The 24,792-nt window shown below is 54.9% G+C and carries 22 protein-coding genes and 2 pseudogenes; 7 read left to right on the top strand and 17 right to left on the bottom strand.

Annotated features, from left to right (window positions below):
• Positions 1-10: 10 nt before the first annotated feature.
• Positions 11-1,174: an outer membrane beta-barrel protein gene (locus HDF14_RS07110; RefSeq protein WP_183974981.1), complete on the top strand. Its 1,164-nt coding sequence runs from the start codon at positions 11-13 to the stop codon at positions 1,172-1,174.
• 92 nt (positions 1,175-1,266) lie between these two features.
• On the opposite strand, the gene HDF14_RS07105 is transcribed toward HDF14_RS07110, so the two are convergent.
• The 15 genes and pseudogenes from HDF14_RS07105 to HDF14_RS07040 form a co-directional block, all read right to left on the bottom strand.
• Positions 1,267-2,271, bottom strand: a complete 1,005-nt coding sequence (locus HDF14_RS07105; RefSeq protein WP_183974980.1) for an MBL fold metallo-hydrolase — start codon at positions 2,269-2,271, stop codon at positions 1,267-1,269.
• A 130-nt stretch (positions 2,272-2,401) separates the two neighbouring features.
• The gene (locus tag HDF14_RS07100) at positions 2,402-5,092 is read right to left on the bottom strand and encodes an MGH1-like glycoside hydrolase domain-containing protein (RefSeq protein WP_183974978.1); all 2,691 of its coding nucleotides are present in this window, start codon (positions 5,090-5,092) and stop codon (positions 2,402-2,404) included.
• Positions 5,089-6,120, bottom strand: a complete 1,032-nt coding sequence (locus tag HDF14_RS07095) for a VOC family protein (protein ID WP_183974976.1) — start codon at positions 6,118-6,120, stop codon at positions 5,089-5,091. Before HDF14_RS07095 ends, HDF14_RS07100 begins: the two co-directional genes overlap by 4 nt.
• Positions 6,117-7,721 carry a GMC oxidoreductase gene (locus HDF14_RS07090; RefSeq protein ID WP_183974974.1) on the bottom strand — a complete coding sequence of 535 codons (1,605 nt, stop codon included), beginning with the start codon at positions 7,719-7,721 and terminating at the stop codon, positions 6,117-6,119. The genes HDF14_RS07095 and HDF14_RS07090 overlap by 4 nt, the downstream gene beginning before the upstream one ends.
• Before the next feature lie 40 nt (positions 7,722-7,761).
• A complete protein-coding gene (locus HDF14_RS07085) occupies positions 7,762-8,631 on the bottom strand; it encodes an MIP/aquaporin family protein (RefSeq protein ID WP_183974972.1) in 870 nt (289 codons plus the stop codon).
• A gap of 74 nt (positions 8,632-8,705) precedes the next feature.
• On the bottom strand, positions 8,706-9,509 hold the full coding sequence (locus tag HDF14_RS07080) for a glucose 1-dehydrogenase (RefSeq protein ID WP_183974970.1): 804 nt from the start codon (positions 9,507-9,509) through the stop codon (positions 8,706-8,708).
• A 456-nt stretch (positions 9,510-9,965) separates the two neighbouring features.
• Complete coding sequence (locus HDF14_RS07075) at positions 9,966-13,364, bottom strand: TonB-dependent receptor (protein WP_260698129.1); 3,399 nt, start codon at positions 13,362-13,364, stop codon at positions 9,966-9,968.
• A gap of 468 nt (positions 13,365-13,832) precedes the next feature.
• On the bottom strand, positions 13,833-14,027 hold the full coding sequence (locus HDF14_RS27480; RefSeq protein ID WP_406707207.1) for a DUF6908 domain-containing protein: 195 nt from the start codon (positions 14,025-14,027) through the stop codon (positions 13,833-13,835).
• 64 nt (positions 14,028-14,091) lie between these two features.
• Complete coding sequence (locus tag HDF14_RS07070; protein ID WP_183974966.1) at positions 14,092-15,072, bottom strand: tyrosine-type recombinase/integrase; 981 nt, start codon at positions 15,070-15,072, stop codon at positions 14,092-14,094.
• Positions 15,069-16,052, bottom strand: coding sequence for a tyrosine-type recombinase/integrase (locus HDF14_RS07065; protein WP_183974964.1), 984 nt, complete (start codon positions 16,050-16,052; stop codon positions 15,069-15,071). The genes HDF14_RS07070 and HDF14_RS07065 overlap by 4 nt, the downstream gene beginning before the upstream one ends.
• On the bottom strand, positions 16,049-16,966 hold the full coding sequence (locus tag HDF14_RS07060; protein WP_183974962.1) for a tyrosine-type recombinase/integrase: 918 nt from the start codon (positions 16,964-16,966) through the stop codon (positions 16,049-16,051). The genes HDF14_RS07065 and HDF14_RS07060 overlap by 4 nt, the downstream gene beginning before the upstream one ends.
• Positions 16,967-17,131: 165 nt before the next feature.
• Positions 17,132-17,374, bottom strand: a pseudogene (locus HDF14_RS07055) (DUF6908 domain-containing protein); the annotation flags it as partial.
• Positions 17,374-18,285 (bottom strand): ArdC family protein, encoded by a 912-nt coding sequence (locus tag HDF14_RS07050; protein WP_183974960.1) that lies wholly within the window; start codon positions 18,283-18,285, stop codon positions 17,374-17,376. The pseudogene HDF14_RS07055 and the gene HDF14_RS07050, both read right to left, overlap by 1 nt.
• 466 nt (positions 18,286-18,751) lie before the next feature.
• On the bottom strand, positions 18,752-18,997 hold the full coding sequence (locus tag HDF14_RS07045) for a hypothetical protein (protein ID WP_183974957.1): 246 nt from the start codon (positions 18,995-18,997) through the stop codon (positions 18,752-18,754).
• Between the two features lie 158 nt (positions 18,998-19,155).
• Positions 19,156-19,395 carry a hypothetical protein gene (locus HDF14_RS07040; protein WP_183974955.1) on the bottom strand — a complete coding sequence of 80 codons (240 nt, stop codon included), beginning with the start codon at positions 19,393-19,395 and terminating at the stop codon, positions 19,156-19,158.
• 311 nt (positions 19,396-19,706) lie between these two features.
• Between HDF14_RS07040 and HDF14_RS07035 the strand changes: the two genes are divergently transcribed.
• On the top strand, positions 19,707-20,021 hold the full coding sequence (locus tag HDF14_RS07035) for a hypothetical protein (protein ID WP_183974953.1): 315 nt from the start codon (positions 19,707-19,709) through the stop codon (positions 20,019-20,021).
• Positions 20,022-20,108: 87 nt separating this feature from the next.
• Here the strand turns inward: HDF14_RS07035 and HDF14_RS07030 are convergent, their stop codons facing one another.
• Entirely contained in the window at positions 20,109-21,038 is a 930-nt protein-coding gene (locus HDF14_RS07030; RefSeq protein ID WP_183974951.1) for a Ku protein, read from the bottom strand.
• A 58-nt stretch (positions 21,039-21,096) separates the two neighbouring features.
• On the opposite strand from HDF14_RS07030, the gene HDF14_RS07025 reads away from it, so the two are divergent.
• The gene (locus tag HDF14_RS07025) at positions 21,097-21,378 is read left to right on the top strand and encodes a hypothetical protein (protein ID WP_183974949.1); all 282 of its coding nucleotides are present in this window, start codon (positions 21,097-21,099) and stop codon (positions 21,376-21,378) included.
• Entirely contained in the window at positions 21,378-21,647 is a 270-nt protein-coding gene (locus tag HDF14_RS07020) for a hypothetical protein (RefSeq protein ID WP_183974947.1), read from the top strand. Before HDF14_RS07025 ends, HDF14_RS07020 begins: the two co-directional genes overlap by 1 nt.
• Positions 21,648-21,664: 17 nt before the next feature.
• On the opposite strand, the gene HDF14_RS07015 is transcribed toward HDF14_RS07020, so the two are convergent.
• Complete coding sequence (locus HDF14_RS07015; protein ID WP_183974945.1) at positions 21,665-21,874, bottom strand: hypothetical protein; 210 nt, start codon at positions 21,872-21,874, stop codon at positions 21,665-21,667.
• Positions 21,875-22,101: 227 nt separating this feature from the next.
• Between HDF14_RS07015 and HDF14_RS07010 the strand changes: the two genes are divergently transcribed.
• The 3 genes and pseudogenes from HDF14_RS07010 to HDF14_RS27475 all read left to right on the top strand — a co-directional run bounded on the left by HDF14_RS07010 (position 22,102) and on the right by HDF14_RS27475 (position 24,444).
• Positions 22,102-22,377 carry a hypothetical protein gene (locus HDF14_RS07010; RefSeq protein ID WP_183974943.1) on the top strand — a complete coding sequence of 92 codons (276 nt, stop codon included), beginning with the start codon at positions 22,102-22,104 and terminating at the stop codon, positions 22,375-22,377.
• Entirely contained in the window at positions 22,378-23,091 is a 714-nt protein-coding gene (locus tag HDF14_RS07005; protein WP_183974941.1) for an SOS response-associated peptidase, read from the top strand.
• A gap of 188 nt (positions 23,092-23,279) precedes the next feature.
• A pseudogene (locus tag HDF14_RS27475) lies at positions 23,280-24,444 on the top strand (IS481 family transposase).
• The last annotated feature ends 348 nt before the right edge of the window (positions 24,445-24,792 follow it).

The following is a 24,792-nucleotide window of genomic DNA, read 5'->3' as shown; positions in this document are numbered from 1 at the left end:
AATGGGGCAGATGACCGGGCGTGACGACTCTGGCGCGGATCGGAAAACCTATACCCTCGGCAGGTACCCAGAAGACCAGAAGCCGTTGTTGGGTCGGGTTGCCCTTTCCGATTGGGGACAGAAACACAGGGTTCGTTCCTTTGGATGGCTGGATGGTGGATTCACTTCGGTTAGCAACGCCAGCGGGCTTGTGGTCGAAGCCCCGATACCAAATCGCTTCAGTAACCAGTTCATGCTCGACGCTGCGTGGCTAGTTTTGGAACGATCGACCACCAAGAGACTCTCGTGGGGATTTCGAACCGATTTTTACGCAGGTTCCGACGCTGCTCTCCTGCGCTCGCAGAACAATTTTGGACCGACCGGCCCGCGATGGGGTACCGAATTCCGCCAAGCTTACATTAAACTGCACACGCCGATTCTGTTTCGGGAAGGGATCGATTGGACCGCCGGAAAAATCAACATTCCCACGGGTGTCGAGACGACGCTTTCACCCTACAACCAGCTCTATTCCCGCGGCTATTTCTGGACGCATGATGGTTCGAGTGGAACCGCGCTATTTGCAACCGCCCACACTAACCCGCAAACCGATATCGTCCTAGGAACGACGATGGGCTACAACACATCCTTCATTCTTCGCGGGCGCGCTCCCAGCTATCTGGCCAAACTTATTTATCATCCGACGACCGAGAGGAAACAACAATATCTTTTAACCGTCTATACGGGGCCGAAGCCTCTAGCTGCGGCATCAAACCACGTTGGGACCTGGCAGACACTTGCTGAACTGCAGGCGCGCGAGGTATGGACCCCTCGTTTCAATCAGGCTTTCGAGGTTGGGTACTTTTCTGATCCGCATGACCCGGCCAACCGAGGACACAACTCGGGGAGCCAGGATGTGTTCGTTATCTCGTCTTATGAACTGAATCGGATTGCCGCGTTGCAGACGCGGTTGGAATGGTTTGCCGATCCTCACGGAGCAAGAGCCGCGGTTCCGGGCTCCTACGGAGAAGCAACCGCGGGTATTACGCTGCGCCCCAAACCGTGGTTCGAGTTTCGCCCCGAGATCAGGGGAGACTTTTCCGGGCAGCATTCGTTTGGAGCCGCAGACTCGCCTATCCGGCATCGCAACGAATTGAGCGCTGGGTTCGAGCTGCTTCTCAAGGGCCGAATCTTTTGACGAGCATGTAAGACACACGCGACGCGCTTAATGAGAGATAGTGAAAGGACTATCTTCAGCTTGGGATCCGCTCTGCGCTTTCAGGATCGGGTTCACTTATCGTTGCTTGGTTCTCCGATAAAGTTGAGTGGTAGGAACGTAAAATCTTGTTGTGACAGCCGTATATGGCCGACGCCAGGAAACGGTAAATGGGAGCCGGCGATCAGATCCCTCTGAGAGCCAACCTCTTTTAGCATCTTGAAACGTTCCGCTCGGGCTTGTGTCGGATCACTATCGAACAGGATTGTTGCTTGGGGCGTGGTGAGTTGCACCTCGGCCACGTGAACGATGTCACCCCAAAATAGAATTCGCGCACCGTCGCTCTCCAGAGCGAACATGGTATGCCCGGGTGTGTGACCGGCAGCGCTTATCGCACGCAGGCCAGGCAATAGCTCCTCTCCACCGTGGAACCACTTGAAGTGGGCCGCGTCGATGTAGGGCTGTATCGCTTTACGGGTCTCGACGAAGTTGTTTTCGACGAACTTGGCCTGTTGGTCCGACGGATGCCTGGCGGCGCTATCCAACGCCCGCTTCTCGTTCTCCGGATTCAACCAGTAGTCTGCCTCTCTGCCATCGGCATGGAGGACCGCGTTAGGAAACGCTCTTATCCCATTGCTAGTCAATCCGCCCTCATGGTCGATATGCATGTGCGTCAGGAAGATGTCGTCGATCTGATCTGGTTCGTACCCAGACGCCCGAAGATTCGCCATAAGATGATTGAGTGTTGGACCAAGCGTAAGTCCGGCACCCGTATCGATCAGAACGAGCCTGCTACCGAAATTCAGAAGGAAGCAGTTTACTGAGGTGGCATAAGGCTCCTTGATGAAGGACGCGGTGAGTGTGTGGTCCACAAGCGCCGGGGTGGTGTGGGTAAGCAGTTGATCCATCGGCAGTGGTACGGTCCCATCCGACAAAACCGTGACCTCCACTTCTCCCACTGTAATTCGATAAAAGCCGGGAGCTTGAAAGCCAACCTTTTTTGCCGATCCGTGCATATCTGGACTCGCCATTCCTGTGACCGCGATCAATCCAATTGCGAAGACGTTTCCCAATCTCATCTCAAGAGCCTCCAATACCAACTGTGTGGATAAATTTGTGGAGTCCGCCCAACCGAACACAGGATGATCTGTCGAACTTTTAAGTGGATTCGACTTGGTCTCGCGTCATCGAGAGGCGCACGCAGTGGCACTATCTGTGCGTGCTCGCGACAGATTTTTGACCACCGCTTTGTTGCAAGAGTTTAGCCACGAGCCCGGTCCACCCGGTCTGATGACTTGCGCCCACACCCGCCCCGTGGTCACCATGAAAGTACTCAAAGAAGAGCAGAAGATCTTTCCAATGTGGGTCGCGTTGAAATTTCTCTATGGACCCATAGACTGGACGCCGGCCGGCTTCATTCTTCAAAAAGATGGCGCTCAGACGGTTTGATAGCTCAACCGAGACTTGCGCGAGAGTCATCAGCGTGCCCGAGCCGGTGGGGCACTCCACTTTGAAGTTGTCACCGTAATAGAAGTGATATTTCTGCAGCGACTCAATGATGAGATAGTTCATGGGGAACCAAATCGGACCCCGCCAGTTGGAATTGCCACCGAATAGTCCAGAAGTGGACTCAGCGGGTTCATAGTCGACTCGATACTCTGTGTCACCGACGTGCTTGATGTACGGGGATTCGAGGTGAGTCCGTGACAATGCTCGCACTCCATATGGGGATAGAAATTCGTTTTCGTCCAACATAAAGCGAAGAATTGCGCGAAGGCGCTCTTCGTCGATGATTGATAGGAGGAGACGATCATTTTGGCCGCCATGCATACGCGCGACATTTGAAGTGAGATCAGGCCGATTCTTGACGAACCAGTTGAGTCGGCGCGTAAAGTCTGGCATCCTGTCAAGATCGGCCGATTCCAAAGTGTCCACGGCGAACAAGGGCGTCAGACCCACCAGAGATCTCACCTTCATCCGTTCCCAATCACTACTCTTCGAGTACAAGACGTCGTAGAAGAAACCGTCTTCACTATCCCAAAGCCCCTTTCCGTCGACGCAGATATGAGTCATTGCGTGGGCGATGTAGAGGAAGTGCTCCCAGAACTTGCTGGCTACGTCTTCGTAGGCAGGATTGTACCGCGCCAACTCAGAAGCGATAGTAAGCATGTTGAGGGTGTACATGGCCATCCAGCTCGTGCCGTCGGACTGTTCGATCAAACCAGCCACGGGAAGCGGGGAGCTTCGATCAAAGACTCCAATATTGTCGAGGCCGAGGAATCCTCCTTCGAAGACGTTCAGACCATCGGCGTCCTTCTGATTTACCCACCAGGTAAAGTTCAGCAGGAGTTTGTGAAATGCAGACTCAAGGAATATGAGATCACCTGAGCCGCGACGTCGTTCTTCGATTCGATATACCCTCCATACAGCCCAGGCATGGACCGGAGGGTTCACGTCCCCGAAAGCCCATTCATAAGCGGGCAGCTGCCCGTTCGGGTGCATGTACCACTCGCGCAACGTCAGCGATAGTTGGCTCTTCGCGAAATCCGCATCGACGATCGAAAGCGCGACGCAATGAAATGCGAGGTCCCAGGCCGCGAACCACGGGTATTCCCATTTGTCTGGCATCGAGAGGACATCTGCGTTGTAGAGATGACCCCACCTGGAGTTGCGACCTGTATTTCGCTCGGATGGAGGAGGCGGCTGCTTCGGATCGCCTTCCAGCCACTCTTTGATGACGTAGTGATAGAACTGTTTGGACCACAACAGGCCCGCAAGGGACTGACGCATGACATTTCGTTCGTCATCATTGAGTTCTGCAGGGATGATAGCTGCATAGTAATCGTCGGCTTCTGAGACTCGCGCTTGAAAGATCGCGTCGAAGCCCTCGAAGGCGTCGGTCAGGCCATTGTCTCGTGTCAACCGGAGACGCAGGACCGTCGATTGTCCGCCCTGGAGGTCTACTCTGTAACGCGCGGCGGCTTTGCTACCGCGGTTCTCCGGATTGACAGCCTGCATCCGTCCATTAACGACAACATCATTGATGCCATCTTTGGTGAATGAACGGTTTGAAGAACCGTATAAGCGTTCGTAGTTTGTCTCATTCTCGGTAAACAACAGATCTGGACTGCCTTCAAAAGACAACCCGTAGGAATCGAACTCAGCCTTCCTTGCAAGGAATTGAGATCGCCCTGACTTGTTCTTCGCGACTCTGATCTGAGGTACCTCCTCACCTCCATTCCAAGACCACGTATTCCGGAACCAGAGCGTGGGGAGCACATCGAGAGATGCTGCCTCGGTTCCGCGATTGGTTATCGTAATCCGAATCGCTATGTCGTCGACATCCGCTTTCGCGTATTCCACTTGAACGTCAAAGTATCGGTCCTCGTCAAAGACACCAGTGTCAAGCAATTCGAATTCGGGCTCATGCTTTCCACGCCGAGCGTTCTCGCTCACCAGTTCGTTGTAAGGGAATGCACTTTGCGGATATTTGTAGAGAAACTTCATGTAGGAATGCGTTGGGGTCGAATCAACATAGAAGTAATACTCCTTCACGTCTTCGCCATGATTTCCCTGGCTGCCAGTCAAACCGAATAGCCGCTCCTTCACAATCGGATCATGGCCATTCCAAAGGGCCAGTGCGAAGCAAAGGTTTTGGTGGTTGTCGCAGATTCCGCCTAGACCGTCTTCATTCCAACGGTATGCTCGTGATCGTGCGTGATCGTGCGGAAACGAGTCCCAGGCGGTTCCATTGACGCTATAGTCTTCACGCACTGTTCCCCATGCACGTTCACTGAGGTAGGGTCCCCACCGCTTCCAGTGCTTTTCTTTCCGCCTTGACTGCTCTAAACGGGTTTGTTCGGCGTTGTCCACTTCCGCACTCTTCTTTTCATTGATCATTGTTTGACAGGCTCCATATGAGCGCCCCGCTTGATCAATTCCAGGAGATGGCCGTCAGGATCTCTAATCCACACGGCTTGCCGATCAGTTCCGTCACGGGCAGGTAATTTGATCCAGTGTGTGCGTGAAAGGTCTTCAATCGCGTTGACAGATTCTGGCCCCGGTGCGACCTCCAACGGGATTTGCCAGCGGGCGACATCGGTTACGCGAAGGTTGGAAGGGATCGGACGGCCGGAGGTCGGAGTTACGTAATCAAGAAGCTCTATTCCGATACCTGATTCGGTACGAAGGCTGGTGATGAGAACATGCGCGTTGAACACACCGCTGAGGTGCTCTTGTTCCTCCCCGTAGTTCTCGCTGCTTCCGGCAACTCGAAAATGAAGGTCGTCGCGATAAAAAGCGATGCTCTTGTTAGTGTCGGAAACGGCAATCGCGGTATGGTCTATACCCAAGAATGTCTTTGTTGACGGCTTTTGCCACTTCGGCTGTCCCTTACCGGATGGAAAATGGATCAGCTCCAGATAGTGTCCATCCGGATCGCGAAAATAAAATGCCGATATGCCTCCCGCATCTGTGTTCCATGCCGGTAGGGTTTGAGGAACGTTCGAGACAAAGCTAACGTGCGCCACTTTAAGTCGGTCATAAGCCTCATTCATGTTTGAGACCACGATGGCTACATGCTCGAACCAGAGATCATTCGCGCGTGAATCACCAGCAAACGGTTTGCCTCTCGGCGAACTGTACTCTGTGATGTCCAGGCATTCGTCGCCAAGTGAAAGCTTCGCAGTCCTGGCCTTCGTTTCGAGAGACATGGCAGGCGCGAGCCGCGCTGAACTCGACGAGTCCTCCATCTTCACAAGCTGAAAGTCGAGCACCTTTGTGTAGAACCTGACTGCGCGATCGAGTGAGACCGTCGAGATCGAGGGACAACCTACGCTGGTCACGCGAAGCGACGCCCTGGCGCGTCCACCGCTGACGACCACAATGCAAACAGCTAGACAACGCAATGTCAGAAATAAGTGCTTCATGCCTGCAACGCCTTTGACACTTCCTTGCGCGCATGCATCCGCTCTAACAAATGATCGCCAACACGCAGCGCGTTTGCAACGATGGTCAAGGCAGGATTTACCGCCCCACTCGAAGGGAAAAAGCTCCCGTCGACTACATAAAGATTGTCGACGTCGTGAGCCTTGCAATTGATGTCTAGTGCGCTCGTCAGTGGATCATGGCCGAAGCGCACGGTACCATTCTGGTGAGCAACCCCGGCAAGGGGAATTTGCTGGCCGATAAAGATGTTCCTATCGAATAGTCCCTGATGGCATCCGGACCCATGAAGCTCGCACGAGGTGCTCTTCATCATCTTCGACAACTGATGCTTCAGCCGCTTATGGGCCTCCAGGTTGTTCGGCGTATAGCTTAGAACGATCTCGCCCGCACGGTTGATCGTGACTCGATTCTCCGGGTCGGGCAGGTCTTCCGACGTAAGCCAGAAGTCGAGTGAGTGTTTCGCCATCAACTCGAGACTCCAGCCAGGAGCAATCGCCGGCGCTCCCGCCTTGAGTGTGTCGAGATCCAGTTTTCCGACAAATGAGATGTGTCCCATCGGATACTCCCACTCACTCGACGCCTGATAGAAATCGTTGACCGAGAGCGTCTTCTGAAAGATCGTAGGATTGGGGCAGAGCGAGAGAGCCATGACCACCGAGTTGGTGTGCCCCATGTAGTGCCGACCAACGACGCCTGAGCGGTTTGCCAGGCCGTTCGGATGATCGTTATTCGCCGATCGCAGCAATAGAGCGGCCGAGTTGATCGCTCCGCAAGAGACGACGACAATATCTGCTGACATCTCCACTTGCTCCCCATCGTGCTCAAACAGGACGCCAGTAATCTCCTTACCCGATGCGCCTGTCTTGAGAGAAGTGACCTTTGCTTTAGTCAAGAGCGTGACATTGTCGTACATCCGAAGTGTCGGCTCAATGCACATCATCTCGGCATCGGATTTTGCATGGATCAGGCAAGGAAATCCGTCACATGTGTTGCATCGAATGCAGCGACTCGTGCGCCGGTGTTGCTCGTCGAGGCGCACGCCTAAGGGCGTATGGAACGGATGGAGGCCCATGGACGAGAAATCGGCACTCAATCTCTCGAGCCGTTCCTCATGTGAAATAGCAGGAAAGGGATAGGGGCCGGTGGTCGGCGGATCTGTAGGATCGACGCCGCGTTCACCGCGAACCTCGAACAGATCCTCGGCCTCATCATAGTAGGATTCGAGATCTTTGTACGAAATGGGCCACGCGGGCGATACTCCCGCCTCATGTCGGATCTCTCCAAAATCGACTTCGCGCAACCGAAAGAGAGCCGCACCAAAGAATTTTGTGTTTCCACCAACGTTGTAGTTGGTATGAGGTTCAAGGACCTCCCCGTCTTTCGTGCGCCATTTCTCCTTGGCGAGATAGTGTCCCTTGAGGTTGACCTCCAAAGAGATCCAGTTTTCCTTCTCACGCGGAACATAGTCGCCGCGTTCAAGAATGAGAATCTTCATTCCTGAAGGCGCGAGGCGTTTGGCCAGCGTAGCTCCGCCTGCACCTGTACCGATAATGATGATGTCGTAACGCGTTTGATGTGCCATGATTCTCCCTTTGGGATGCGTGGTTAGAGCCGACTCCGGATCACAAACGAGACGTGGATGACTCCGGTTGTGCAAGCCTTTGAAAACGGCAGCGAAATGGACAAGGACTATGAAGGTCGTGATAGATCTTGGCGCAGAGGACGGCCTGTGGTTCGGAGAAGAGAACATAAAGTGAGGCCGCGAGAAGCATTCCCAACAGTGGAGCTGTAAGGTAAAGCCACATCGCGGTCCACACGCCGGCGAAGAACGCCGAAGATATGGTTCGAGCGGGATTGAGACTAAAACCGGACACCGGGGAGAATGCAATCACATACGTCGCTACCAAGAGTCCAACCAGCAACCAGGTGATGCGTGAAAGACGCGGACGATTGGAGCTCTGAAGCACCACCGTCATCGTAAGCAGCCCCATAAAGAACTCGGCCAGAAAGGCAAGAGGCACGCCGTACTGTCCAGGGACTGTGACGACATAGCGTACTGACGGGGAGGCGAGCTGGGGGCCGATTAGAATCCTCGCAACAACTACCCCAAATGCCCCTCCCACAAACTGAGAGGTTATATAGAGAAGCGCGTCCAAGCGGTGCATCTTTCCTAGGCAGAAGAATGTCAAGGTCACCACGGGATTGAAATGCGCTCCGGATCGACGCCCCATCGGAGAGAGGATGATCGCGATCGCAGTACCGCCCATCGCGATGCCCATGAGAACGAGACGAAGCACAGCGGATGGCACCCACACAACGACTCGGGATTCGGAATAGAACAGCAGCGTACCGAAAGCGCAAGCCGAAAGCATGAAAGCCGCCAGTTCCAAGCCTTCGAACAAATACTGGGGCCAATGCACCGCGATGGCGTCTGCCAAGGTGGCCGACGGGGAAAGTTCCCGCACGGGATACGTTGCTTGTTCGTTCTGCACGATGGCCCTACCCTCTTCTTTTGAAGGAACTTGGGTTCATGCCTGCTGAACCCAAATAGCGAGAACTGCCTTGGCTATCCGCCCGTCGCAAACCCCGGATACAAGGTCATGCCGCCGTCGACGAAGAGCGTGGTCCCGGTCACATAGTCCGACTCATCGGAGGCCAGCCATACGGCGGCCTTCGCGATATCCTCTGGAACTCCGACTCGGTCGTACGGAATCAAAGTGCGTAGTGCCGCTTCGGCAGTCGGCGTCTCCCAGGCAACTCGATTGATGGGTGTCTTGATTGCTCCTGGTCCGATCGCGTTGACTCGAATCTTATGCGGGGCCAACTCCTGCGCAATGCTCTCCATAAAGAGCTTGATGCCACCCTTCGATGTGGCATAGTTGCAGTGCCCAGCCCAAGGAATCACTTGATGTACGGAGCTCATGCAAATGATCTTTCCTGTCGCAACAGATCGCGAGGGGTCGGGACCGCGTCTTAGAAACTCACGCGTGGCCTCTCTCGCACAAAGGAATTGCCCAGTAAGGTTGACATTCAAAACGAACTGCCAATCCGCGAGGCTCATTTTGATGAAAGGTGAATCGCGCTGCAAACCGGCATTGGCAACCAGAATGTCGACGGTTCCGAATTGCGCGACGACATCGCGGAACATCGCGATTACCTCGTCCTCTTTGCTGACGTCTGCGCCAAGAGCAATCGCGGTGCCACCGTTGCTCTTGATCTTGCGGACTATCTCTTCCGCTGGCGCGGAGACATTCGGATGATTGACGACGACGGTCGCACCTGCATCTGCGAGTGCAACGGCAACGGCTGCGCCGATACCGGAACCCGCCCCGGTCACGACCGCGACCTGTCCTTTTAGCAATTTATTCATTTCGACCCCTTAGGCATTCGCCAAATCCAATCTATGAACAGCAACCTGCGTCGTGCTGTCACGATTGTTATCGTTCGGGGGAGCGAACACACCCTGTCTTCCTCTTGCTCAACGGCTAGAGTTTTCTACAGGAAAGTCCAGAATGCTTCACATTCGTACCAACTACCTGAAGCGAAGACGGGATTCAGGCCTGGTGTCTAGCTTTGTTTAGAGGGTTCTTTCAGATCGTCCGTAACGGAGTCAGACTCAGGGACGTGACTGATGACTCGTCTTTAGCATCCGGCTCGTATCATGGTCCAGCGGAGTGGTTGCGATCAAGCCGAAATCCAATGGCTGTAAGCCCCCGAGCTCATCAACTTCAGACCACGATGGGTGACGCACAACGAAGGAATGAGAAGAGTTCAGAGATCCGTCCTCATTCCTTCGTAATTGTTCTCTTCCTATACTCGCTCGCGATTAGAAACTGAAGTTCGCTTTGACCTGAATGAGTCGGGGCGAAGCATCTCCACCGAGGAAGGAGCCAAGGATGGAAGTTGGAGGATTGACGGTGCCATCGATTGTTCCGATTGATGAACCAGCGCAGGGGTTAGGCCCAGTTGACGTGCAGGCTCCCACATCGTGCGAGGGCTGGGCGAAGTTGGGGTGATTGAAGAGGTTGAACATCTGAACACCGAGTTTCAACTTAGCGCTCTCCATGAAGTGAAGGTCGAAGGCCTTGGTAATGGTGAGATCGGTATCCGTGTAGTTCGGCCCGAAGACCTGATTTCTTTCCTGTTGACCGAAGTCGGTGGCGGTGGTGAAGTCCAATGAGGCAGCGCAGTTCGCGCCGTGAGTGATGGCATGGCCAGAGCACTTGGTCGGAACATGAGCTACAGTCTGCTGCGCGAAGATCGGACCGGAGTGATTTGGCAGATTGCTGGCGGTGATGTTATCGGTAAATGTGAAGGGAAGGCCGGTGCTGTGGAAGACGGTTCCCGCCGCCTGCCAGCCGGCGGTGAGGATTCTAGGTCCACGTAAAGAGGGCAAATTGAAGATGTAATTACCGCTGATGTAATGACGAACGTCGTAGTCTGCGTTGCCATAGTTCTGATGAAGGTTAGTCGAGTTCGAGGGGAAGACGGAATTTGAGCTGAAGCCGTTGAACCCGCCGTTTGAGATCTCGTCCAGCGCGTGACTGTAGGTGTAGTTCAGCTGTAGGGTGAGAAGGTTAGCGCGGTGAATGGCACTTAGAGTCACCCCGTTGTAGTTGGAGCTTGCACCGGTGTAGACCTGAGTGACTGCAGCGAAGTTTGGATTTGGAGTAGAGGTCGGCAGTGAGGCAAACCCTGGAGCACCGGCATTGAAGGCATTCACGTTGTTGTCATTCACCGGCTCGTGGTAACCATGATTGCCGACGTAGCTGGCTGAGAAGCTGGAGTTGTGGCCTATCTGGTGTTCCACTTGAAGGTTCCACTCCTCGTACATGGGATAGGAGAGCTTGTTTACAGTGCTGATGAAGTTTGGCGCTGCGAAGCCTGGAACCGATGTTGAGAGCGAGTTGTTGCTTCCGCCGTTTTTGAACTGGTTCTGGAAACCAACACTGGAAGCCGATGCGAGGCTTTGGAAGCTGCCAGGCGCTCCGGGAAAGAGTGGAGAATTAGATCCTCCGCCAGCAGGTCCCTGGATGGTAAAGCCGATGTTATTCGGCGCGTTGTTGAGGAGGTTGTCGGTGATCTGCGCGGGAAATGAGTCGGCAAACATACCGAAGCCGCCACGAACGACGGTCTTTGAGTCTGAACCGAAAGGAGACCAGGAGAAGCCTACGCGAGGCTCGTAGCCAACTTTCTGGAAGTCTTGGAAAGCTGAGCCAAGGCCTGTGTTGATGAGCTTGCTGTAGGCAACTGCGGTGGAGGTGGGGACCGAGCCGAAGTTGCTAGCGAGCTGAGAGAAGCAGCCGGTTCTGCAGATGGGGTTGGAGTTGTGCTCAAACCGCACTCCATAGTTGAGTGTGAAGTTGGAGGCCAGCTTCCATTGATCCTGAATATAGAAGCCAAGCGTGTAGAGCGCAATGGGTTCGCTGATATGAGTTGGAAACTGTTGAATGAACTGATCGGCGGTGCCGGCCTGGAAGCTGGCCTCGCTGGTCAAGATGAGCGGAGTGGTGTTGAGGCCGGGGCCGTAGTCGGTGACATCATCCCGACGGAAGGCGAATCCGAGCTTGATGGTGTGGCGGCCCTTGTTCATGCTGAAGTCGTCGACGAACTGGTAGCCCGTCACGTTTCTTCCCTGCGGAAACTCCCAGTTGGCGCCACCAGGTAGCGTGGAATACTCACCCGATGCATTGTTGAAATTGTTGACCAGATCTCCATCGGTAAATCGCAGAGTAAAGGGGACGAGGGCATTAGCTGCAGCCGCATTGGTGTTGGTGAATATGGCGCGATAGTAGGTGGCGGCAAAGACAAACTGGTTGGTGATGTTTGGAGTAAAGATGTGTGTCTCGTTCAATTGACCTTCATAACCAGGTTGCGGACTTGCGGCGTTGAAGATGGGATTCAGGAGACTTGTAAAGGTAGGCTGAACCCCTTTATCTATCTTGGCGTGTCCGAACAAAGTGTCCTTGTCGTTGAACTTGTGATCGATTCGAGTCGTGATTAGCCACTCGTGAGCGAAGTTGGCCGAGTTTGCATTGTAATTAACGCTGTTGGGGTCTGTTGGGCTTGAGGTGGCCGTTGCGTAAGCAGGATTCGAGGTGTAGAGGCCGAAGATGTTCTGATAAAAAGCAGTGGCTGCGGGCCCCTGCGCCGCTGCGTTAGCCAGTGTTTTGGAGATATAGCTAGGGCTGGGAGCGTAGACCGTGCCGCGGACGGGGATGATGACGCGAAGGCCTTCTGTGTTAAAGAAGAAGAAGGTCTTATCCTTGCGAATGGGGCCACTGAAGGCTCCTGCCCACTGATTAGCGTTGCTGCGTGGGCGCGGAGTGCCCGCCAGGTTGTTAAAGTAGTCGTTCCCGTTGAGCACGCTACCGTTCCACCACCAGGTGGCATCGCCGTGAAAGCTGTTCGCTCCTGAGCGGCTAATCTCGTTCACTTGAGTGGCACCAAGACCGCCAAACTGCGCGCTGTAGGCGTTGCTGGTAACGGTCACTTCACTCACGTCGTTGTTGCCGAGCAGGAGGTTCGAGGCACCGGAGTTGCTCAGGTTGAGAAAGGGATCGTTCTCGTAACCGCCGTTGACGGTGAAGGTGTTGGATGTGGCGGGCAGACCGAAGGCGGAGAAGTTGCCGTAGCCGCTTTGAGTGTTCATGATCGCACCCGGAGAAGTCTGCGCGATAAAGGTCAGATCGTTGCCGGGATTAGGCAGATTTTGGACCTGCTCCTGGGTGAACGAAGTAGTGAGGTCGGCGTCTTCTGTGTGGAGCAGCGGCTCGGTCGCGGCTACTTCTACGCTAGTGGTACTTGAGCCTACGGGGAGTTTGACATCAGCTTGAGCGATCTGTCCTGGTGTCACGGCGATAGTAAGAGTGATGCTCTGGAACCCCGCCATAGTAACGGCGACAGTGTACGAGTCGGGCTTGAGGAGGGAAACGCGGAAGTTTCCATTAGAACCGCTGGTGAGTACCTGGCTAGCGCCAGTTGCCTTATCAACGATTGTCACTTTGGCACCCGGAATTGTGGCCCCGGTCGGGTCAGTTACCGATCCTGCAATATCGCCAGACGTATTGTTTTGTGCGAAAAGGGGCGGACAATAGATATTCAGGATGGCGGTAATACTGAAAGATAGGGCAACTGCAAGGAATGGACGACGACGAGAGAGAGGTTTCTCTTTCGCAATAATGCTACGAATGCTATTTGAAACTCCTTCTGCGAAGGGTTTCATTTCGTTAGAAATATGCACTGGCTTCTCCAATTAAGTTGCAGCAAAAGCGAAATATTAATTCTTGACTTTTTGCATCCTGAATAAGTGACGATTGGGCTTCCTGAAGATCGTCTCTCTATTCGGTGATGGCGCACGATGCGCTAACCGAAGCGTAAAAGGCTGGATATGGCTGGCGCCTACAGATTTCTGCAGCCAGGCAACTACATTTTCGTGCAGGTGTAGAAGTGAAACATCGCGTCCAGAGTTATATCGATGGCCGCGTTGAAATGATCGGTTTAAAGTCGTAGGCGGCGCCGTTTACTTGTCCGGAAGCTCTCCGGTACCGACTAACTAATTCATTCAGATTGTGTCTACCGTCGTCCAAAGTAATTCGTGGCGTCGATATCACGACAGAGTAAACAGGCCGTCAGCTCAACTGAGATCGCGGAGCGGCACACGCCGGACGTGCTTCCGCTCCAGAGGAGCGGACTAGCCAACGATGCACTTGTCCGTGAAGGCTTCAGCGAAGCCCTGCAAACGCAGATTGTTGTCCCACGTCTTGGCAAAGTGAACATGTTGTTCGTGCAGTTCCACGAGATGCACATATTGGTTGCGGACGATGTTGCGGCTCCAGTGCTCGACGGCGACATAGTCGTTCCGCCAGTACTGTGTGAAGCGCCGGATTATGTTGAGTGGGGCGAGAGAATGCAGTCAAAACGCGGGTTATCTGCGTTCCGACTGCACATAATCAGAGCGATGCGAGGAAGGTCATTAGGCGATCGTCAGGTTGGAACCGCTTGAACGCAGAGCCCGATGGTGTGACCTTGGCGAGAGCCTTTTCCTTCAATGCCAGGCTTGTATGCAGATATCCGTTGGTGGTCTCGATGCTCTCGTGCCCGAGCCAAAGCGCGATGACCGAGATATCCACGCCAGCATCCAATAGCGCCATCGCCGTTCCGTGCCGAATGGTGTGAGGGGAGATGCGCTTCTTCTTTAGACTGGCACAGTGTGGTGATGCAGCTTCTACGGCCTTGTGCAGCAAAAGCCGTACTGCGAAACGACTTAGTGGCTCACCGCGAATACCTGGAAAGGCGATGCTGCGAGTGTTCTCACGAAGCCAGTCTCGCAAGATGCGAGCGGTGGATGGCCACAATGGAATCGCACGTTCCTTGCGTCCCTTGCCATGCAGATGAACATAGCTGTTCTTGACGATGCCGATCTGCTCTGTCCGTAGTGCACACAACTCAGAGACGCGAGCGCCTGAGTTGTACATCGTCAGCAGCAGGGCGTAGTCCCGCCACCCACACCACTGCTTGCGGTCGATGTTGTTGAGGATGGCATCCATCTCTACGCGCGAGACATACTCGAGAAGCCTCGTGTCTGTTCGCTTCATCGGAATGGCCAGGACGCGAGTTGCGGTGCCAGCACACTCGGGGTCATGCAGCGCCGCCATCCGAAAGAACGAGCGGATAGCTGTGAGCCGGAGGTTGCGAGATACCACGGCGTTCTTGCGTCGCAGCTCTAGGCTATCGAGGAAGCGCAGAATGATCTCTGCATCAAGCTGATCGACGGCGAGACGAGACGGCTCGATCTTGAGTTCAGCCTGCACGAACTGCAACAGAAGACGGAATGTATCACGGTAGCTCGCCAACGTCTGAGGACTAAGCCGTCGTTGGGCAGTGAGGTAGTCGGTAAAGTATCTCTGGAGAAGAGGACCCGCAAGAATCATCGGCGGCCTCCTGTTCTCATCTGTTCTGGGTCGGAGAGCGTGCTGGCATCCTGCAGCAACTCTGGTGTCGCGCTCAAATACCAATAGGTGCTCTCGGGACCATAATGGCCGAGATAGACCGATAGCCGTGGCAGCTGTTGCCGGATATCGATCCCTTCGCGCTGCCAGAGCGTCAGTCGCTTCACGGCGAAAGTGTGCCTGAAGGAATGGAGCGTTGGTCTGCGCTGATGTGCGGACGGAACGATGCCGACCTGCTTGAGTAGCTGCCGAAAGGTATGCCGCAGCGGGTTATAGATCAGCGGTCTGCAAAGCGTGTTCGTAAAGAACGGTTCTGCATGGTGACCGCGCAAGCTGACCTCACGTTCGTGCCTGTAGTGCTGCAAGTTCGCGGTGGTCGATGGATGAAGGACGACGTTGCGCGACTTGCCAAACTTGGTGTCATGAATATAGAGATGGGGCGGTGTTGCTTCCAGCCTTACATCGGCCACCGACAAGCGCAGTGCTTCACCGATCCGAATGCCCGTGCTTGCGAGTAGGCCGATGATGGTGCGCACAGTCGCGGCTCTGAAGGGAGTCTGCTTCCGGACCTCGGCTTTCATGATCCGTTGAATCTCTTGATCGGAGAAGATGTATGGTGTTCGACGCTTGAAACGCTTACAGAACTGGATCTGTGGAACTCCGGTGCGTCCTTCGAATGTACGCACTTGCAGCAGGAAAGCTCTGACTGCGAGCAGTCTATGTTCGTCGCGATAGGGCTTGCCGATAGAGGAGTCTTCCATCACCCACTCCATCGCAAAGTCCGCACGAATCGGCCATGGGCATCCGTGCTGTTGCCAACGCGAGAGAAAGCTGCGGAGTAGCCCTCCTTCATACCGCAGACGCCTGCGTTGATCTCCCTCAAAATATGGGTTGCGCCTGGCGCGTGCCGCCTTCAAAGCAAGGAATGCATCGAGATGTTGCGATAAGGCTTCAAAGGTCATCGCGCACCTCCGGGCCACGGCAACGCGACCTGTGCAAAGGCCTTCATGTCGAGCTTGGCGTAGATGAACGTGGTGCAAAGCCATCGATGACCAAGCAGGTCTGCAACTTCCTTGAATGAAGCCCCATGGTTCACCATGTTCGTGGCGACGGTATGACGGAGCCCGTGAGCAGAAGCTCCAACCACGCCTGCACGCTTGAAGAAGTACTTCGTGATCGCCTTGATATGCAGGCGCCTCATCTCGACAGGAAATGTTGCACGGCTCGAATCGAAGATCCACACCGGCATGGTGTGAGACGTGCGGAGATAGACGGCAAGCGCTCTCCCCACGTCCTCGGGTAGCGGAAGGACCCGCTCACGTCGGCTCTTCTGGCTGCATATCTTGACGGATCCCGCCTGCCAATCGATGTGCTCCCACTTCAGATGAGCGACCTCTTCGCAGCGAAGACCGAGTCGCAGAAAAAGCAACAGTAGTGCCCGATCCCGACGTGCGATCCACTTGTTACCCTGAGACTCTCTGAAGAGCGCACTGACTTGCTCCCGAGAGACCTGGCGTGGAAGGTGTGCGTGACGGCGCGTCGTCGTTCTGGGAAGCGCTTCATCCCATCCCTTCGGAACCATGTTCTTCTCTGCGAGATATCGCAGAAGAGTGCGCATGCTCGTCAACGAAGCCCGTTGCGTGCCACGGTTAGGAAAGCGTTCGAACTCCGCTGTCAGGAAACGAACGATGTCCGTGAAACAAACAGCGTCCCACAACACCGGCTCTTCAACAAAGCGAAAGGCGCAGAACCTGCGCAAAAGACGACGGTGCATCTCGCGTGTTGATGCTGCAAGTCCGCGCACTTCGAGCGCATACAGGTCGTAGCCGGCCACACACTCAGCGAGTGCGAGGCCCTTCTTCAGTGACTGCTTCATAGACTCCTCCGGCCGACCGGATGTCGGCACGAAAAGAGTCCACAACTATGTTAAGTAACGCAAGCGGCGGCACCGTATAAACACTGCGGAAGAGTGCTCAGTTGTAAGGCCACTTCACATAATCCGGCGCTTCACACAGTACTGGTTATGTTGAGCTCAACATAACCAGTAATACGGGCTTAAGTGTGTGCTTCCGGCAAGACCGAGTTCGAAACACATCTCGGGATCGCGCATGAGATCGCCATTCTGTAGTCCGTAGTGAGTCACAGACAGCGCGGGAAGCCCCATCGGGCCAGAATCATCCATGGCCTCGATGACCAACTCCCTATAGGGTGGGTTGGCGATTTTGACGTAGAGGCCGGGGTGCCACCCACCAGCCTTTCTGAGAATGTCGAGGAGGGTCTGCATTATGCAACCTCCGCGAGTTCTGGCTGTTCCCTGCTTGCCGACATGGCATCTTCGTCCTGCTCTAAAGCTGGCTCCAATGCGCTGAGAATCATCGAGGCCGTTTGCTGAATCACCTCCAAACTCTTGGCCAGTAGCGAAGCGTTGCCGTGGTAAAGCTGGATGTAATCGGCGGCTGCGCTCCCGGTCACAAGTCCGACGGCCTTCCCAACGACAAAGGCCACGGCCTCGGCCTCCGTTTCGCGTACCGTCTTGGTGGTTGCGGTGCGGCGTTCGGCTTTGTGCAACATCTCGTGCGCGGCTTCATGCACGAGGGTCGAGAACTCCTCGGCTTTCGACTGACCGGGTAAGAGTGCGATGCGGCCTCCGTAGCTCATGCCTAGTGCTGGCGCGATCTTCTCGTTGTAGGCAACGGCGATGTTGTTCGCCTTCAGGAACGCAATAAGCCGTTCGATGTTTTCGCCGGGGTCGCCGCTCACTTCGTGTACGATCGGTAGCTCTACGCCATTCGTCTGCGAGATATCAAAGACATAGGCATTGCGGAAGCCAAGCAAAACGCGCGTGTTCTGCTTGGTGACGTCCTTTTCGGCTTCCTCGTCTTTCTTGCGACGTGCGCCCACCATGGGTGCAAGGATGCGAATCCCTTTTGCTCCGGCATTGACGGAACGCCCCAGATTCTTCCAAGTCCAGAAGCCAGCTACGCGGGTGGCGGTTGGCATCTGTCGTGCGATTTCCAGCACGTTGCCGAAGCTGTAGTTATGAAAACGGCTCATAGCCGTGAAGTAATCGGTGAGAGCTTCGGAGTGCCCCGCTTCCAACTGCTCGATCAAAAGCTTGATGTTGACGGCGATGAGTTCCTGTTTGGTGGTGGGCTTCTTGCTGTCGATGACGGTGGTGTTGGCTGCGCTGCTCATGGTTTCTCTCCTTTGGCGGTTTGGTCCTTTCATGCCGTGTGGCATGTACCTACATGCCGCAATGAGAGGAAGCGAGTGAGGAGGGGCGGCAAGGCGCAAGGGAGGGGTATCTCCCACTCGGAGCACGGCGGAGAGCGAGCGCAGCGAAGGTCTGCACAAGCGAAGCGCGGAAGATTGGGGAGACCCTTGCGCCGCGCCAGGGCGAAGCCCTCAGCAGGTTTGGTTTCCATTCGTGCGCAGGAGCGCACGGGATTTCAGGGTCGCGTTGCGGCAGGAACAGGCCGCTGTGGTGGGTGGCGGAAGACGCGCCAGCGGCGGCAGACAGGGAGGGACTCCTCCCTCAAAGGAAAGGCCTTTCAAGTTTGGAGCGTCGCGCATGCTTACAGAAGCAACGCTCGGAAACCGAGACATTGATTGATCACATTCCCGGCTTGGCGGGTTCTGATTATCCGTCAGAGTCAGATCCTCAGTCCACGTCCTGTTCCGTTTTTTTCGTCGTCTTTGCAGCTTTCTTGGGGGAGACGGGCTTCTCGGCTTTCACGACTTCCTTCTTCGGAGCAGCCGCTTTCTTTGCCGCTCTAACGGTGGCCGCATGGATGGATGTGGCGACCGTTTGGTCAACGAGCCCTCCGCTGACGCCACTCTTGATGGCCTTCCTTACGGCTTTATCAATCGCCTTGAGGGCTTTCTTCTCGGATTCCTTCTTAGCCATTACGTATTACCTCAATAGGCAGTTAGTGCCGCAATTGGGAAGTGTACAGGGGCGCACTTCCTTGATCGCATTGCATGGAGATACTCAACGATGGCAGTTTTGATCGCATGTCGGGGGTCAAGCCCTCATCGATGAGCGACTCGAGATGTTCCCCGTTGTCACCGCCGTCGATCCGTCTTCTTTGCAACCTTCTTTACCGCTTTTTTCGCAACTCTCTTAGCCGAGGCCACAGCCTTTTTAGCGACCTTCTTTGCGGGTGCCTTCTTCGCTTGCTTCGTTGTCACGACTTTCTTCGCGGCCTTTTTGGGAGATGTCTTTTTAGTGGCCTTTTTCGGAACAATTTTCTTCGCTTGCTTCTTTGCGGGTGTCGACTTTAGAACCTCGGTCACGGTGGTCACCCAGTGCCAATCGCTGTTTTGATGGCCCCCGCTACGTCTGACGCCATTGCTATTCCCACGCCAACGGTCTCACCCGCTTTATCCACCATCGTTTTTTCAGCCATTCTCGAACCCCTCAATTTTTATGTTGTTATGCAGTCACGAATTGTAGAGGGATATCGAGATAAGCGCACAAACCAACTTAACCGGCGTCACCAAATAGCCAACCGCACCCAAACAACCCGGCATACTCGTTGCTTTCCTCGATTCAATCCTTCCATCCTGCATCCGGTGTTCGAACCATTATCCGGCGGTGTTTACCAAGATCCCAAATGACGGGCTGGCTGGCGAGATCCCTCTCCGCCCCTTATTATCCAGGTGTGGCGCAGACACTGAAAGATATGTCGACCTGGACCGAGCTGATCGGCCATGCGCAACTGCGTTCTTTTGTGGATGACGATGGCCATTTCTGGCTAGAACAGAATGCCGCTAAGAAGACCAAATGGGCCAAGCTAGCTCGTGATGGACACGACGTTGCCTGGGAATTTGCCGGACGCGGCGGCTCGTACACGGGGCGAATGTTGATCGATGGTGAGATATATACCCCGTCAGAAGCGACAAGGAAGTTCCTGAAACGCGACGGCTGATTAGGCCTTAAGACCCTTCATGGCAGGACTTAGGTGACGACAAAGCGCACTCGATCGCCGGCGACCGGGTGCTCAACTCACGAGTACTTAGGCCGTCTTCCGCTTCGACGCCGGCTTGGTCGGAGTCTTCACGAGGCCAATTCCCTTCTTGGTGTCTGGTTTCACACTGGCTGCGGGCTTCTTGGTAGCTTTCCCGACCTGGGCCTCGTCGCCGCCGATGCTCTTTCGCAACGCGTCCATCAGGTTCACGACGTTGCCACGTGAGGGCTGCGACCCTTCATCCTTCGGTATTGGCAGATGCTTCAACTTGGCATCTACCAATTCCTTCACCGCGACCTCGTAGCCGTCTTCGAACTTAGAGAGGTCGAGCTTCGAAGACCGCTTTGCGATCAGGCTCTCGGCGAGTTCGAGCGACTCTTCATTCACCTCGGCTGGCTTGATGTCGCGAAAGTATTCTTGTGAAGAACGAAGCTCGTTCGCCGAGCGCAGTGTGTAGGCCATCATGCCACCAGTCTCACCCTCGCCTGCCGCACGCACCGCGACGATATTCTCACGACCTGAAAATGAGACCTTGCCAATTGCTACGCGCCCTGTCTTTTGGAGAGCTTTCCTGATGACCGTGAACGCCTCGACGCTGTCCTTTTCGGGGACGACGAAGTATGGCTTCTCGATGTACTCGGGGAGCAGCTCGTGGGTTTCTACAAACTGAGTGACTTCGATGGCGTGCTTCGACGGCACCTTGAGGTTCTCAAGCTCACTCGGCTCGATGATGACGTACTGTCCCTTCTGGTACTCATAGCCCTTCACGATCTCATCCTTCTCGACAGGAACGGCTGGGCCATCGCTGTACTTTTCGACGGACGATTCGAGCACCTTCTGATGGCGGACCCGCTCTCCCGTGCTTCGGCTGATCTGATGGAAGGAGATGGCACTCTTCGACTCGGTTGCTGTGAAGAGCTGAACGCCGAACGAAACAAGGGAAACCTGGATACGACCAGACCAATACGGACGAGGCATGAGCACTCCTACTTACTAGTGGGATTCCTATTACACCGTACTAACTGCCTCAAATCCAGTGCAATTACCAAAGATTTCCGACTTCCAAAGTGACTTTCGCCTTGTCTTCGCCTACCCTATTTTCATGTTCGATCCGGACTCCCACCTGCCTCGCCCGAACCGAAACCTGATCTACCTCGGAGCCTGCATCATCGCGGGATTGCGCCTAGCGCGGCAGAACCAAGTGAACGTGCGCGTGATCCCAATCGGCGTCGCGGTCGGGGAGTCTATCGAACTTGCACACGACATCTACAGCCGCGTCTTCCGCATGATGCCGAAGGCGATGGAGAAGGTGCATTGATGCCTTACGTCTACATGCGTTTCACCTTTGACAAGCGATGGACCTGTGACTTCACGAACCAGTTCACCCAGCAACGTGTCCGCACGTTACGCTTCACCGACGCGGAGAAGATTCGTGAACTCGCTCAGCGCGGGAAAGCACTTACAGATTTGTCGAGCAAGAACAACTTCGAACACGCCGTCAGGAACGGTGGCGGAGGTGTCATTCTGGAACTCAGCGAATTTCAATACGACAAGCTAATCGGCAAGAACCACGGACGAATTCAATAAAGTTGGAGGAACAAGTGTCACGCGAGATCAAATTCACGAAGCAGTACAAGCCGATAGGATTCGGAGATCGAGACGACCGTGGCTCGGTAGAGGCGCATCTCAGGGCTGAAGCGCACGCGAAAGAGATGCGCCGGTTCAATAAACGCATGAGAGAGCTTGACGCTGAATGCGCGCAGAGACGTGGTGGCTTCCTGACCAAGGTCGTGCGGTTCTTCTCGTCGAAGCATGGGACACGCTAATGGACAACAAAGCCTTACTTGCACTTTGGAAACTGGAAGAGATGCCAGCCTGTGAACAGGGGATGATGCTGGCTCAGGCGTTTCTTATCAGTTGTGGAGAGGGGTCAACCGTCTAGGCACCGAGGAGCCGTCAGATCGCATCACAGACCTAACCGCCTATTACATGGGTCTCGTGAAGCACGGCGAAGGATGCGATAACTGCAACGAGGTGTGAGATGAAATCTACAAAGGATGCAATGCTGCCTCAACGTACGTCAGAAATATACAGCGAAGGAGGCCTCAGTGGTGAGGCTGTTGTCGAACGAACGGACCTCAAAAAGGTGGCCACGGTAGATGAAACCCTAGACGCAGAACCATTCATGCTGCGCCAGCATACCGACGAGGAAGTTGCCGACTACGACAAGGGCTTCGAGTGCGGGCAGAAGGGTGGGCAGAACGACGACACCAAAAGCGAGGCGTGGCAAAGTGGTTGGGCGGAGGCGCAGGAGTAAATGTGTGGTCGATACGGGTTAAGGTCGGATAAGCAGGCCATCGCCACAGCGTTCTACGCGAAGAAGGTGGACCCCAAGGTCGTCCTGGCGCCAAACTATAACGTGGCGCCGAGTACGTTCCTTCCGGTGGTGAGACTCGATGAGGAAGGCGACCGCGAACTGACGCTCATGCGGTGGGGACTGATTCCCTTCTTCTCGAAGGATGACAAGGCAGCTTTCAAATCAACCAGCGCCAGAGCAGAGACCGTCGCCACTCTGCCAACCTTCCGTGAGGCCTTCAAGAGACGGCACTGCATAGTCCCCGCCGACTGGTTCTATGAGTGGCAGGCGTTAGACGCCCAGCGCAAGAAAACTCAGTCATGGGCGATAGCGCGGACTGACCGCAAGCTTTTCGGCATGGCAGGTCTATGGGAGAGTTGGAATGATCCCATCGGCAAGACAGCCCTTGAGACATTCACCATCATCACGACAGACCCTAACGAGATCATGGAACCTATCCATACGAGAATGCCCGTCATTCTGCGCCCCGAGGACTATGAGAAATGGTTAGCCCCAGTTGACCTCGCTAGACCACCCACAGACCTTTTGAGACCATCTCTTGTGTCCTTAGAAGCGTGGCGAGTAGACCCCAAGGTAGGCAATGTCAGAAACACAGGTCCAGAGCTTTGCGAACCATGGATAGATGAACCGCCTGCCCCTTGTTTATTTGGGTGATTCACTATAAAGCCCGAAATCACGAGCAATATCACGGAAGATTAGGGATACCGCTCGCGCCGCGTGATCGGGGCGCTCACCCTGAGCGTACTTAGCACTTGCGTTACGAAATAGACCGGAGACATGGCTTACAGCGAAGCGCGACGGTAACGGACACGCCCCGTTTGGGTGACACATGACGATGGTGTATGCCCTGGAAAGAGAGTTGTATCTTGGATCAACGTTTGCAGTTTTTATCGAGTTATCAGAAGGAAGAGATGTCAGTGGCGGACCTGTGTCGCGCGTATGGAATTTCACGTCCAACGGCCTACCGCTGGATCAACCGTTACAACGAGACCGGGCCAGAAGGGCTCGTGGATCGCAGTCGCCGGCCCGCATACTTGTTCGCACGCAACCCTTGAGCCGATGGAGAACGCTATTCTCGTGCTCCGTGCCAAGCATCCGTCTTGGGGCGCACGCAAACTCAAGGCAAGGCTGGAAATGTTACAGCCAGAACTGGTGTGGCCTGCAGCTAGCACATTCGGAGACATCCTTAGCCGAGCGGGCTTGACGAGTCCACAGAAGAAAGAAAACGCATCACGCCTTGCTCAGAGCCGTTCTCAACGGTCACGGGACCCAATCAGCTGTGGTGTATGGATTTCAAAGGCTACTTCGTAACGGGCGACGGCAAGAGATGCGATCCGTTTACGATCACCGATGCGTACAGCCGTTATTTGATTCGTTGCCAGATCGTCTCGCGTATAGACCTTAGCCAGGTTCGAGCGATCTGTGAAGCAGCTATGCGGGAGTACGGAATGCCAGCTCGAATCAGGACCGACAACGGCGCGCCGTTCGCGGGCACGGGGCTCATGGGACTTTCGAAACTCGCGCTCGGCTGGATGAAGCTGGGGATTGTTCACGAACGGATTCAGGCAGGCAGACCGCAACAGAACGGTCGCCACGAGCGCATGCATCGCACGCTGAAGGAGGACACGACGAAACCGCCTGCATCATCTCTTCGTGCACAGCAGAGCCGCTTCGATAATTTTCGCTACGTCTTCAATAACGAGCGCCCACATGAGGGCCTGAAGAACGCAGTTCCGGCCAGTCTCTATCACCCCAGTTCTGTCTCACTGCCACGCAAATTGCCGGAGTTCACATACCCCAAAGGGGCTTCTTCTGCGAAAAGTGAATAACAGTGGCGACATCAGCTGGCACAAGACCAGAATTTTCATCAGCGAAGTATTCCGCTTCGAAGAGCTCGCACTTGAGCTAACCACACCAGGGTTCTACAGAGTTTACTTTCGAGACCTGGAGGTCGGAGATCTAAATGCGGAAGAGCTTCGTTTCAGAGCGGCACGAAGAGTCGTCTGATCCTCGATGAGTGCATCGCCCTGTACTCGCCAGTCGAGATCGCCATTGGTAAACACAAGCCGACATATCGGTACCGATTAGCCGCGTGCAGGAAGGAATCCGGCGGAAGTGATAGTGCGGCGGTTGGCATGCCATGCTGCACCGTCGGACTTCAGCACGGAAGGCGGCAGCTTGCTCACCGGCAGCGCGTGAGGATTTTCGAACACGGCAAGCCATATTCGAGCCCGTCCCGTGAACCGGTCGAGACTGCATAGAAGACGCCAAAGCCACCGACATTCTCGCACTGATTGTTCTACTTTAGACCGGGCTGGAGTCGTCCAGGATCTATTCTAAAAATGTGTAGGAGTA

The organism is Tunturiibacter gelidiferens (genome assembly GCF_014201335.1).
GTDB lineage: Bacteria > Acidobacteriota > Terriglobia > Terriglobales > Acidobacteriaceae > Edaphobacter > Edaphobacter lichenicola_E.
Note: the sequence above shows the minus strand (reverse complement) of the source record. Positions and strands in the feature narration are given on the sequence as shown.